12 protein-coding genes are annotated in these 12631 nt (G+C 62.5%); 8 read left to right on the plus strand and 4 right to left on the minus strand.

The window, feature by feature from the left end; genetic code table 11:
* From A3C3_RS0116550 to A3C3_RS0116585, 8 genes are all read left to right on the plus strand, one after another.
* Positions 1–462, plus strand: a 462-nt coding sequence (locus A3C3_RS0116550) for a TolC family protein (protein WP_022715699.1), incomplete at its 5' end; no start/stop codon positions are given.
* A gap of 175 nt (positions 463–637) precedes the next feature.
* The gene (locus A3C3_RS0116555) at positions 638–1681 is read left to right on the plus strand and encodes a LacI family DNA-binding transcriptional regulator (RefSeq protein ID WP_022715700.1); all 1044 of its coding nucleotides are present in this window, start codon (positions 638–640) and stop codon (positions 1679–1681) included.
* Between the two features lies 1 nt (position 1682).
* Positions 1683–2705 (plus strand): polyamine ABC transporter substrate-binding protein, encoded by a 1023-nt coding sequence (locus A3C3_RS0116560; RefSeq protein ID WP_022715701.1) that lies wholly within the window; start codon positions 1683–1685, stop codon positions 2703–2705.
* 68 nt (positions 2706–2773) lie between these two features.
* Entirely contained in the window at positions 2774–3601 is an 828-nt protein-coding gene (locus tag A3C3_RS0116565; RefSeq protein ID WP_022715702.1) for an ABC transporter permease, read from the plus strand.
* On the plus strand, positions 3598–4377 hold the full coding sequence (locus A3C3_RS0116570; protein WP_022715703.1) for an ABC transporter permease: 780 nt from the start codon (positions 3598–3600) through the stop codon (positions 4375–4377). The genes A3C3_RS0116565 and A3C3_RS0116570 overlap by 4 nt, the downstream gene beginning before the upstream one ends.
* Positions 4370–5392: an ABC transporter ATP-binding protein gene (locus tag A3C3_RS0116575; protein ID WP_022715704.1), complete on the plus strand. Its 1023-nt coding sequence runs from the start codon at positions 4370–4372 to the stop codon at positions 5390–5392. The genes A3C3_RS0116570 and A3C3_RS0116575 overlap by 8 nt, the downstream gene beginning before the upstream one ends.
* A 4-nt stretch (positions 5393–5396) precedes the next feature.
* Positions 5397–6314 (plus strand): nucleoside hydrolase, encoded by a 918-nt coding sequence (locus A3C3_RS0116580; RefSeq protein ID WP_022715705.1) that lies wholly within the window; start codon positions 5397–5399, stop codon positions 6312–6314.
* Positions 6311–8098, plus strand: coding sequence for an adenine deaminase (locus tag A3C3_RS0116585; RefSeq protein ID WP_022715706.1), 1788 nt, complete (start codon positions 6311–6313; stop codon positions 8096–8098). Before A3C3_RS0116580 ends, A3C3_RS0116585 begins: the two co-directional genes overlap by 4 nt.
* Positions 8099–8242: 144 nt before the next feature.
* On the opposite strand, the gene A3C3_RS0116590 is transcribed toward A3C3_RS0116585, so the two are convergent.
* The 4 genes from A3C3_RS0116590 to A3C3_RS0116605 form a co-directional block, all read right to left on the minus strand.
* Entirely contained in the window at positions 8243–9418 is a 1176-nt protein-coding gene (locus A3C3_RS0116590) for a M20 aminoacylase family protein (RefSeq protein WP_022715707.1), read from the minus strand.
* Positions 9419–9503: 85 nt separating this feature from the next.
* On the minus strand, positions 9504–11009 hold the full coding sequence (locus A3C3_RS0116595; protein WP_022715708.1) for a tripartite tricarboxylate transporter permease: 1506 nt from the start codon (positions 11007–11009) through the stop codon (positions 9504–9506).
* A 9-nt stretch (positions 11010–11018) separates the two neighbouring features.
* Positions 11019–11480, minus strand: a complete 462-nt coding sequence (locus A3C3_RS0116600; protein WP_022715709.1) for a tripartite tricarboxylate transporter TctB family protein — start codon at positions 11478–11480, stop codon at positions 11019–11021.
* 150 nt (positions 11481–11630) lie between these two features.
* Complete coding sequence (locus A3C3_RS0116605; RefSeq protein ID WP_022715710.1) at positions 11631–12614, minus strand: tripartite tricarboxylate transporter substrate-binding protein; 984 nt, start codon at positions 12612–12614, stop codon at positions 11631–11633.
* Between the last annotated feature and the right edge of the window lie 17 nt (positions 12615–12631).

Raw genomic sequence — 12631 nt, forward strand, 5'->3', positions numbered from 1 at the left:
GGCGGCGGCCTGACCACCTGGTCCTTCGGCCCGACGCTCAACCTGCCGATCTTCGACGGCGGCCGCCTGCGCGCCAATGTCGACATTGCCAAGTCGGACGCCAAGACCGCCTATCTCGCCTGGAAGGCAGCGGTGCTCAACGCCGTCGAGGAGGTGGAGAACGCGCTGTCAGCGGTGCGCCGCGACGCCCAGACGGTGGAAGCGCTGCGCGCCCAGGTCAAGACGACGCAGGAATCGCTGGAACTGTCGACGGCGAGCTACAAGGACGGCGCCTCCTCGCTGCTCGACGTGCTCGACGCCCAGCGCAACGTCTCGACCGCCCAGGCGAGCCTGGCGGCCGCCATCCAGCAGATGGCCAAGGACTACGTCTCCCTCAACGTCGCCATCGGCGGCGGCTATGCCCCGGGCGGCAGGGTCAACTCTGTCTCCGCCACCGTGGCAAGGGGCCCCACAAAGAGCTGATAAAGCCATCTCTATGAATGAAAAAAGCCCCGGCAACGGGGCTTTTTTCATTGCTTCTCGAAAAATCCCGTGTCCAACACGCCCTATCCACGCCCCATCCCACAAAATGGAGTCGACAAGCCGGTGCGCTTCAGGTACGCCTGATTAAACGATTAATCAAACGCATTATGAAACCATGGCTCAGTTGCGCCCGGGACCGAACCTCAGCAGGATTGCGACGTCGCTAGGCGTGTCGGTCGCAACGGTGTCGAACGCGCTTTCGGGCAAGGGGCGCGTCTCGGAGCAGCTCGTCGGAAAGATCAGGGAACATGCCGCGGAGCTCGGATATGTTCCAAGCCAGGCGGGTCGGGCGCTTCGCACCGGCCGAAGCGGCGTGCTCGGCCTCGTTCTTCCCGACATCGCAAATCCCCTCTTTCCCAAGATTGCGCAGGCAATCGAATTCGCCGCCGCCTCTGCCGGTTACGGCGTGCTGATCGCCGACTCGCGCGGCGATGTCTCGGCGCAGACGGAAGCGATCAACCGGCTTGTCGAACGCGGCGTCGACGGTATGGTGATCGTGCCCCGCCGCGCAACGCGCATATCCGCGGCAAGCTGCCCGGTCGCCGTCATTGACACCGCATCAACCCCCGGCAACACGGTTGCCGCCGATCACTGGCAGGGTGGCCAACTGATTGCCGCTCACCTCGCTGATCTCGGCCACAAGCGAATCCTCATCATCGGCAACAATCCGGAATCGAACGTGCAGAACGATCGGGTGGGCGGCATCCGTTCGGGTCTTTGTCCGGGCATGAGCGCCGAAACGCTCTGGATCGAAAAGCTTGAACATCAGGCCGGCAGCGGCTGCCCGCTCGGTCTTGCAAGAAAGGTCGAGGAGGGCTTCAGCGCCTTTGCCGCCTTGTCCGACCTTCAGGCGCTGCGGGTGCTCACGGAGCTGCAGCGCGACGGCATCGATGTGCCTGCCGAGGCCAGCGTCACCGGTTTTGACGACCTCATCTGGTCTGCGGTCGTGACACCCGCGCTTACCACGGTGAAGATGGACATGGACGCCATTGCCGAGATCGCCGTATCGGCCTTGCTGAACAGCATAAACACAGGCCGCACCCGTGAGGGCACACTCGTGACCGCGGAGAATGATCGCGTGCCCATGCAACTGATCATCCGCCAATCATCCGGGCCGGCGAAGCCGGTTCAAGAAAACCTGCAGATGGAGAACTCATGACATGAAGACATCCCTCATCGCATCGGCAGCGCTGCTCGCGCTTATCCCGCTCGGCGCCGTGGCGCAGGATTTGACTCTGACTATTTCCGTCTATGCCTTTGCGCAGGACGACTTCAAGACGCTGGTCTACGATCCCTTCGAAAAGCAATGTGGCTGCAAGCTCGTCGTCGAGACGGGCAACAGCGTCGAACGCCTCGCCAAGATGGAGGCGAACAAGGCAAACCCGGTTGTCGACATGGCTGTGGTCTCGATGGCGGATGCGCTGTCGGCCTCCCGCAAGGGCCTGGTGGAAAAGATCGATCCGTCCAAGCTTACCAACTTCGCCAAGCTCTACGATCTCGCCAAGGACCCGAACGGCGACGGCATGAGCGTCGGATACACATTCTATGCCACGTCTATCGCCTACCGCTCGGACAAGATGAAGATCGATACCTGGGCCGATCTCCTGAAGCCGGAATATGTCGGCCACGTCGCCTTTCCGAACGTGACCACCAATCAGGGGCCGCCGGCGCTCTATATGCTCGGCCTCGCGCTCGGCAAGGATACGCCCGACCTCAAGGGTCCGATCGAAGCCGTCGGCGAAAAGAAGGATGACATCGTCACCTTCTACGAGAAGTCCTCGCAGCTGATACAGCTCATGCAGCAGGAGGAAATCTGGGCCGCCCCGATCGGCCGTTTCTCGTGGGCGGGCTTCACCAAGCTCGACCTTCCGGTCGCCTGGGCGACACCGAAGGAAGGTCAGACCGGCGGTATGAACGTCATGGTCGTCACCAAAGGCTCTAAGAACCAGGATCTGGCGCTACAGTTCATGGATTTCTGGCTCTCGACCGACATCCAGACGAAACTCGCCGAAAAGCTGATCGATAGCCCCGCAAACAAGGACGTGAAGGTTTCCGAGGCCGCCGCCAACAACCTCACTTACGGCGAGGACACAGCCAAGAGCCTCAAGCTCATTCCATCCGCGGCAGCGCTCGACAATCGCGACGCATGGCTCAAGGAATGGAACGACAAGGTCGGTCAGTAAAGCGCCCATGACACCCGGTTCCGGCTTGCCGGGACCGCCCATTCCGCCGCCGTTGCGAAAGGCGCATCATGTTTCAGAACCGAGCAGAAGCCCTGGCGCTCGCCCTGCCCGCAGCGGTCTTTGCCGCCGTGGTTTTTCTGCTGCCCGTTACCATCCTGCTTTCGGAAGGCTTTCGCCAGGAAGGCGCCTGGACGCTTTCGGCCTATGGTGACTTCTTCTCCGGGACGGTGAACCGCACCGTCTTCATCCGCACCTTCAAGCTTGGTCTTGAGGTGACGGCCGTTTCGGCGATCATCGGCTATGCCGCAGCTTTCGCCATCGTCAACCTGCCGCCCAAGGGCAAGGGCCGGATGATCGGCCTTGTTACCCTGCCGCTGATGATCTCGCCCGTTGCCCGTACCTATGCCTGGATCGTCATCCTCGGCCGCACCGGCATCGTCAACCAGGCGGTGACCGGCATGGGCCTCAGCGACGGACCACTACGCCTTCTCTTTACTGAAACGGCCGTGTTCATCGGCCTTCTGCAGCTCTTCTTGCCCCTGATGATCCTTTCGCTGATCAGCGCGCTCGAAAATATGCCGAAGGATGCGATCCCGGCGGCCCGCGTCCTCGGCGCCAATTGGTTCCAGGTTTTCTGGAAGGTCATCCTGCCGCTCACCCGCGAAGGCCTCGTCGTCGGCGGCACGCTCGTCTTCACCGGCTCGCTGACGGCCTATATCACGCCCGCCGTGCTTGGCGGTTCCAAGGTGCTGATGCTCGAAACACTGCTCTACCAGCAGGTCTCCGTCGCCAATAACTTCGTTTCCGCAAGCGTCATCGCCTTCATGCTGATCGTTATGAGCTTCGCCGCGAACATTCTGCTGAAGCGCCTGGCAACTGCAAGGAACAAGCGATGACCGCCCGTCTGTTCTCACCGATCGTGCTTTTCCTCGTGCTGGCGTTCCTGATCGGGCCATTTCTGATCATCATCGCCGCATCGCTTTCGGCCGGGGATACGCTCGCCTTTCCGCCGCAAGGCCTCTCGCTTCGCTGGGTGATCAAGGTCTTCGCCATCGAGAGCTTCCGCGACAGCTTTTCGATGTCGATGTTGCTTGCAGTCTTCGGAACGCTCGCCGCCCTCGTGCTTGGCATTCCGGCCGCCTACGCTCTGTCGCGCTATTCGCTGCCCTTCGGTGAAACGGTCCGAACCGTCGTCTCGCTGCCGATCATCGTTCCGGGCATCATCGTCGGCCTCGCATTGTTGCGTTACCTCGTCGTGCCCTTCGGCTTCAACATCACGCTGGCGCTCTTCTTCGCCCACACGGCGCTCGTCCTGCCCTATGCCGTGCGCGTCGTCTCGGCAAGCCTCAATAATTTGCGCTCAGACATCGAGGAAGCCGCCGTGCTGCTCGGCTCGTCGCGCCTTGGCGCCTTCTTCCGTGTGGTGATGCCGAATATCCGCGGCGGCATTCTTGCCGCCTTCATCCTCGGCTTCGTCACCAGCTTCAACCAGGTGCCGGTCTCGCTTTTCCTGTCCGGCCCCGGCGTCCGCACACTGCCAATCGATATGCTGGGCTACATGGAAACCACTTACGACCCCTCGATCGCCGCGCTCTCCTCGCTGCTCGCCTTCCTTTCCATCGGCATTGTCTTCCTCGCCGAACGCTTCCTGGGACTGTCTCGTTATGTCTGATGCCTATCTTCAACTCGACAAGCTGACGCTGGCCTACGGCGATACGGTCGCCGTAAAGGATCTCGACCTGTCGATTGCCAAGGGCGAACTCGTCGCCCTGCTCGGCCCTTCAGGCTGCGGCAAGACGACGACGATGCGCTCCATTGCAGGTCTGCTCGCGCCCGCCTCCGGCCGCATCAATCTCGATGGCGCCGACATCACGCGCGTTTCGGCCAACAAACGCGCCGTCGGTCTCGTCTTCCAGTCCTACGCGCTCTTCCCGCACCTGACGGTCTATGAGAACGTCGCCTTCGGCCTTCGCCTCAAGGGTATCAACGGACAGACCCTCGATACCCGCGTCAACGCCGGCATCAAGTCAGTCGGCCTCTCCAGTTTCGCCTCACGCAAACCCGCGGAACTCTCCGGCGGCCAGCAGCAGCGAGTGGCGCTTGCCCGTTCCATGGTCATGGAGCCGAAGGTGCTGCTGCTTGACGAGCCGCTCTCCAACCTCGACGCGCGCCTGCGCCTCGAAATGCGGGCAGAACTGCAGCGCGTTCAGAAGGAAACCGGCGTTACGATGATCTTCGTCACGCACGACCAGGCGGAGGCCTTGGCCCTTGCCGACCGTATCGTGGTCATGCTGAACGGCGGCATAGAGCAGATCGGCACGCCGGAAGAAATCTACAACAAGCCGGTCTCCGCCTTCGTTGCCGATTTCGTCGGCTTCGAGAATGTCTTCAAGCTGCAGAACGGCAAGCTTGTCACGCCGAACGGCGCCATTGAACTCCCCCTTCCCGCTCCGCAGGCAGCAGGGCTGGCCTGGCGGCCCAGCACGGTCGCGCTTGGTTCCGGTCCTTTCCAGGGCGCCGTGCGCGGCACCTCCTTTGCCGGCAACACGCGCGAATATCTGCTTGATACGCCGCTCGGGCCGATCAAGGCCGAGGTGGACGCAAGCCTGCCGCCGCACGAAATCGGCGCGGCACTTTCCTTCGACCTACCGCTCGCGGCGGCTGCAACTCTCACGCGGTTCGGGTGACATCATGGGCGTTTGGATCGATACCGATATGGGCTTTGACGACATCGCCGCCATTCTGGTGGTTGATCAGTCTGAGCTCGAGATTGACGGCGTCTCGCTCGTCTTCGGCAACACGCCGCTGACCCAGGTCAAGGTAAACGCCGCTGGTGCCATGCAAACCTTCGGCTGGACATTCCCCATCCATACCGGCCGCGCCCAACCAGTCCTTGGCAAGTTCGAGACCGCCCAGGCGATTCTCGGCGATACCGGCATCCCGACGATCGGAAGAGGCCTGCCAGCAGCAGCGCTTGCCATGAGCGACGCCTTCACTGCTCTTTGCCGCTGGCTTGAGTCTGACGGTCCGCGCCGTATCCTGGCGCTTGGCCCGCTGACGAATATCGCCGCCGTGGCGCTCGCGCGTCCGGATCTCGCCGCCCGCATCACCGAACTCACCTGGATGGGCGGCAGCGTCACTGCCGGCAATCATACGGCCTCGGCAGAATTCAACGCCTTTGCCGATCCCGAAGCGCTGGCGATCGTCATCGCCCATGGCATGCCGCTGCGCATGGTCGATCTCGACCTCTGCCGCAAAGTGCTCGCCAGACCGGAAGACGCTGAACCCGTGCGCAGCGCGGGCGGCACGAATGCCGAACTGCTGGCCGACATGTTTGCCGGTTACATCCGCATCGGCACCAGCCGCGGCCGCCCCGCCATGGCGATCTACGATCCGTGCGCCGCCGTGGCCTTCGTGGCGCCAGATGCTGTGAAGTTCCATCCTGCCCGTATCGATGTCGAGCTGGGCGGTCCGTTGACCCGCGGCCGCACCGTGGTCGAGACGCGCGACACGCATGCCACGTTTAACGCCCAGTTCGCCGCCGATATAGACGCTGAGACGGCGCGCACCATCATCCTCGCAGCCCTGGTCAACGAGGCCCGCAAATGAACGCACAGCTTGGGCGGGAACCCGCAGACATCAATGATCCGTCGCTGCGCGCCCGCGCCGTTGCCGCCGCAAGGGGTGCTGCCCCATTCGACGCACTGATCACCAGCGGCAAACTGGTCGACGTGCTCACCGGCCGCTTCCGCGATGCGGATATCGGCCTCGTCGGCGCGTTGATCGCCAGCGTGCATGCGCCAGGCGCCCGCACCGACGCGACCGAACTCATTGATGCCGGCGGGACGTTCGTCACGCCCGGCCTGATCGATACGCACATGCATATCGAAAGCTCGATGGTGACACCTGCCGAATATACCGCGGCCGTCCTGCCGCGCGGCGTGACGACGATCCTTTGGGATCCGCACGAATTCGCCAATGTGCACGGCCTTGACGGCGTGCGCTGGGCGATCGAGGCTTCCCACGCCCTGCCTTTGCACATGATCCTGCTCGCTCCGTCTTGCGTTCCTTCGGCACCCGGCCTGGAAGTGGCAGGCGCCGACTTTGACGCTTCGGCCATTGCCGGAATGCTGCGCTTGCCGGCACTCGGCGGGGTTGCCGAAGTCATGAACATGCGCGGCGTCATCGACGGCGAACCGCGCATGAACGCCATCGTTCAAGCGGGGCTCGCCTCGGGCAAGCTCGTCTGCGGCCACGCTCGCGGGCTGGAAGGCGCCGATCTCAACGCCTTCATGGCGGCCGGCATCACCTCCGATCACGAGCTGACCTCCGGCGCCGACCTTCTCTCCAAGCTTACGGCCGGAATGACGATCGAGCTCCGCGGCTCGCATGATCACCTCCTTGAGGAATTCGTCCAGACGCTGAACGGCATCGGCCATATGCCGCCAACTGTGACGCTTTGCACCGACGACGTCTTTCCGGATGAACTCGAAAGGGATGGTGGCCTCGACGACGTCATCCGCCGTCTGGTCCGCTACGGCATGAAGCCGGAATGGGCACTTCGCGCTGCGACGTTCAACGCCGCCGAACGTCTGAAACGCAACGACCTCGGCCTGATTGCCCCTGGACGACGCGCAGATATCGTCCTCTTTGAAGACCTGCAGGACTTCAAAGCCCGCACGGTCATTGCCAATGGCCGCGTGACGGCGCGGAACGGCAAGCTTACGTCGCCGGTTCATTCGCTCGACTGTGCGCCGCTTACCAATTCCGTTAAGCTCTCGCCGCTAACCGAAGACAATTTCAAAGTGCCGTCGAAGGGCAATCGCGTCCGCATCGCCACGATCGACCGGCCACGTTTTACGCAATGGGGCAAAGCCGATGCCGAGGTTAAGGACGGTTTCGTCGTTCCGCCGCCGGACTGCGCCATGATTGCCGTCGCCCATCGTCACGGCAGGGCGGATGGACGTCCGCGCACCGGCTTCTTGAAGGGCTGGGGAAAATGGCGCGGCGCTTTTTGCACCACGGTATCGCATGACAGCCATAACCTCACCGTCTTCGGCGGCAATGCACGCGACATGGCGCTCGCTGCGAACGCCGTCATCGCGGCCGGCGGCGGCATGGCCGTTGCGAGCGATGGTCAGATCGATGCGTTGCTGCCGCTGCCGCTTTCCGGCCTCGTCACCGAAATATCGCTTAAGGACACCGCCTCGGCCTTCCGCAATATTCGCAAGGCAATGGAAAAGATCGTCGACTGGCAACCGCCCTACCTTGTCTTCAAGGCCTGCTTCGGCGCGTCACTCGCCTGCAACACCGGCCCGCATCAGACGGACCGAGGGATTGCAGATGTCTTGACGGGAAAAGTGCTGGAAAGCCCGGTGCTGGAGATTTTGTAGCAGACGCTAGAGCTTGCCGCTCCCCTCATCCGGCCGCTCGCCAAGTTCTCTCTGAGGAGAAGAGGAAGTTAGGGCATCGCCGCGAGCCAGTCTTGACCTTGGGCAGAAGGTCCGGCAGGCCGATGAGGAGAAGGCCGCGAGCTCTTATGCCGCGGACGTCAACTCCTGCTCCACCAGCTTCACCCAATAAGCCACGCCATAGCCGATCGCCGCATCGTTGAAGTCATAGGCGGTATTATGGTGCAGGGCACCGTCGACGGCAGGGCCATTGCCGAGCCACACGTAGCAGCCCGGCGCATTCTGTGCGAAGAATGCGAAGTCATCGCCGGCCGTCGAAGGCGGAAAGCTGGTGCGCACCTTCTCCCCCAACACCGCCCGTGCAGCAGCCAGGGCCTGTTGCGTCGCATAGGCATCGTTGACGACCGGTGGAATGCGCCGCTCGAATTGATAATCCACGGCAATGCCGTACATCGCCGCCGTGCCCTGCGCGAGGCGGCCGATCTCCGCTTCGAGCTGATCGCGCACGTTGGCGCAATAGGCCCGCGCCGTCCCGCCGATCTCGACCGTGTCCGGGATGACGTTGAGCGCCTTCGGGTCACCCGCCCGCAGCGAACAGGCGCTAACGACGGCGGGCTGCAGCGGATCGACGACGCGGCCGACGATCGTCTGCAGCGAGGCAAGGAAGGTGCCCGCGGCGGTGATTGGGTCGCGCCCGAGATGCGGCTTTGCGCCATGGGTGCCCGTCCCGCGAAAGGTGATGCGCCAGCTATCCGAAGAGGCAAGCTGCGGCCCTTCGACCACTGCAATCTCGTCGACGGCAAGTCCCGGCATATTGTGCAGGCCGTAGACGGCATCGCAGGGAAAGAGCTCGAAGAGCCCCTCTTCCACCATCCGCCTCGCGCCGCCTCGCCCTTCCTCTGCCGGCTGGAAGATGAAATGCACGGTGCCCGAAAAGCCCTTGACCGCCGCCAGATGACGTGCCGCGCCAAGCAGCATGGCGGTATGACCGTCATGTCCGCAGGCATGCATCTTGCCGGCCACGGTCGACTTATACGAGCGCTCGGCAATCTCCGGCATCGCCAGTGCATCCATATCCGCGCGAAGCCCGATCACTCGCGTGCCGCTGCCGGCCTGTAACGTGCCGACGACGCCCGTACCGCCAAGTCCGCGATGCACCTTGATGCCCGCCTCCTCAAGCAGCTCCGCCACGATACCGCTCGTGCGCTCCTCCTCGAAACCAAGCTCGGGATGGGCGTGCAGGTCACGGCGCACCGATGTGAGAAAAACCAGATCGTCCTTGATCCGCACGGGGATGTTCATGGGCCTGGATGTCCTGTCATACGAAACGGGCGCCAAAACGGCGCCCGCATCAAGTTATCCTTTGTTCAACAAAGCGCGGCGAACTTCAACCCTCCTCGACGAAGACCTCTTCGCGCTTCTTTTTCACGCTCGGCAGGAAGACGACGATGAGGACTGCCGCGGCGATCGCAAGAAGGATCGCGCTGATCGGCCGGGTGACGAAGGTCGTCGGATCGCCGCGCGAAAGGATCATCGCCCGCCGCAGGTTTTCTTCGAGCAGCGGACCCAGCACGAAACCGAGCAACAGCGGTGCCGGCTCGCATCTGAGCTTGGCAAGCAAGTAGCCGATAAAGCCGAAGAAGGCGACGGAATAGAGATCGTAGACGTTGGAATTGACGCTGTAGACCCCGATCGAGCAGAAGGCCATGATAATCGGGAAGAGCACGTAATACGGCACTGTCAGCAGCTTCACCCAGAGCCCGATCAGCGGCAGGTTCAGGACGACGAGCATCAGATTGCCGATCCACATCGAGGCGATGATGCCCCAGAAGAGCGCCGGCTGCTCGGTCGCAACGTTCGGCCCTGGCACGATCCCCTGAATGATCATCGCGCCGATCATCAGCGCCATCACCGGATTGGCCGGAATGCCAAGGGTGAGAAGCGGAATGAACGAGGTCTGCGCACCAGCATTGTTCGCCGACTCCGGGCCTGCGACGCCGGCAACGGCACCCTGGCCGAATTCCTTCGGCTTGCTTGAGATACGCTTTTCAACAGTGTAGGAGGCAAAGGACGCGAGGATCGCACCGCCGCCCGGCAGGATGCCGAGAGCCGAGCCGATCGCCGTGCCGCGAAGCACCGGCGCGATCATCTCCTTGAATTCTTCGCGTGACGGCAGAAGCCCGGAGACCTTTGCTATCAGCACCGTCCGGGTCTTTTCCCCTTCCAGGTTGCGCAGAATTTCGGCGATACCGAAGACTCCGACGGCAAGTGCCACGAAATTCAAGCCATCCGCATATTCGCGGATGCCGAGCGTAAAGCGCGGGGTGCCGGTATAGATATCCGTTCCGACGAGGCCAAGCAGCAGCCCGAGCACGACCATCGCCAGCGCCTTGACGATGGAACCATGGGCGAGCGCGATCGACGACACCAGGCCGACGACCATCAGCGAGAAATATTCCGCAGCACCGAAGCGCAGGGCGATATCTGTCAGCGGCGGCGCGAAGATCGCGACGAGGAAGGTCGAGACCGTTCCGGCGAAGAAGGAACCGAGTGCGGCGATCGCAAGCGCCGCCCCTGCCCTGCCGCGCCGCGCCATTTGGTAGCCGTCGATGGCCGTTACCGCCGAAGAGGATTCGCCCGGCATGTTGATGAGGATCGCCGTCGTCGAACCGCCGTATTGCGCGCCGTAGTAGATGCCGGCGAGCATGATGAGCGAAGACACTGGCTCAAGCTGGAAAGTGATCGGCAAAAGCATGGCGATCGTCGCCGTGGCGCCAATGCCGGGCAGCACGCCGATCAGCGTACCGAGAAGAACGCCGATCAGACAGAAGAAAAGGTTGGCAGGCGTTGCTGCCGTCGCGAAACCGAGTGCCAGATTGCTGAAAAGTTCCATCGCGGCCTCCTAGAACCGGACCCAGGGGCCAAAACGCTCGAACGGCAATCCGAGGCCGTAGCTGAACACGCCTACGGAAAAGGCCGTCAGCAAAACCGAGAGCAAAATCGCGTGGAGCACCGTCATCCGATGCGAGGCGAAGCAAGCAATGAATGCGGTCAGGAAGATCGAAGGCACAAATCCCAGCCCCCGAACCGTCAGCCCAAAAAAGATCGGCGCAGGCAGGATGAACAGCATGCCACGCCAGGCAAGCGGCCCCATCGGCTCGCCCTGCACGCGGATCGCTTGAACAAAGACGACCGCGCCGAGAATGATCAGCACCGCTGAAAGCAGCAACGGGAAGTAGCCCGGGCCCATGCGAAGCGTCGTCCCCAAGTCGAGACTGTAGGATTGGATGGCGAAAAATGCACCGGTCGCGACAAGTAGCGCGCCGCAGATCACATTGGTGGTATCGAAACTAACCGATTTCATGGTGTCTCCGTAGGTTGGAGATGGTTCCCTCAGCGCAAGTGGTTTTCCCTCATCCGGCTGCCGTCACCTTCTCCACGCGGGGAGATGCTACCAGAATTCCCTCCCCCCAATGGGGAGAGGGTTAGGGTGAGGGGCCAAAGGCACTACGCCTCAATCCGCATATTCGCCGGCACCGTCGATCACCGGCTTCCAGCGGGCGATTTCGCTTTCAAGCTTCGCCTTCAGGGCAGCAGGGGTCGCGTCAGCCTCCGGTGATGGCGCGGTGCCCAGTTCTGCAAAGCGAGCCGCGACGTTCTGGTCCTTCAGCGCGACTTGCAGCGACTTCGACAGACGCTCGTTGACCTCTGCCGGAGTGCCCTTCGGCGTGTAGATGCCGTGCCAGATGCCGACTTCAAAACCGGGCAGACCGGCTTCGACCGCCGTCGGGATATCCTTCATGATGTCGAGGCGCTTCGGCGAGGTCACGGCGTAAGCCTTGATCGTGCCGCCCTTGATCTGTTTCGTCGTGTTGGTCGTCTGGTCGCACATGACGTCGACCTGGCCGCCGAGAAGATCGGTCATCGCCGGGCCGGTGCCCTTGTAGGGAACAGTCGTCAACGGCGTCTGGATAGCGCTCATGAACATCATGCCGCAAAGATGCGAGGCTGCGCCGATGCCGGCGTTCGCGACCGTCACGCTGTCCTTGTTGGCCTTCACATATTCGATAAGGCTCTTGAGGTCGGCCGGTTCGAAATCCTTGCGGGCAACGATCGTCATCGGAACTTCGGTGACGAGACCGACATATTCGAAGGCGCCGAGCGTGTCATAGGCGAGCTTGCGGTAAAGCGTGGCGCTGGTGGCCATGCCGATGTGGTGCAGAAGGATGGTGTAGCCATCCGGGCTGGCTGAAGCCACCCGTCCCGCGCCGAGCGTACCGCCCGCACCGCCGACATTTTCGACGACGATCTGCTGGCCGAGGTCCTTCGACATGGATTCGGCAACGAGGCGGGCAACCGTATCGGTCGGGCCGCCGGCCGAGAAAGGAACGACCATGGTGATGGTGCGCTCTGGATAAGTCTGCGCGGATGCGCCGTTTGCGAGAAGCGAAACGGCAACAGCAGCCGTCATGCCAAGCATGGCCTTCAGGATTTTCATCTTTTTCCTCCCTGATG

Origin of the sequence: Rhizobium mongolense USDA 1844 (genome assembly GCF_000419765.1) — a bacterium.
Taxonomy (GTDB): domain Bacteria; phylum Pseudomonadota; class Alphaproteobacteria; order Rhizobiales; family Rhizobiaceae; genus Rhizobium; species Rhizobium mongolense.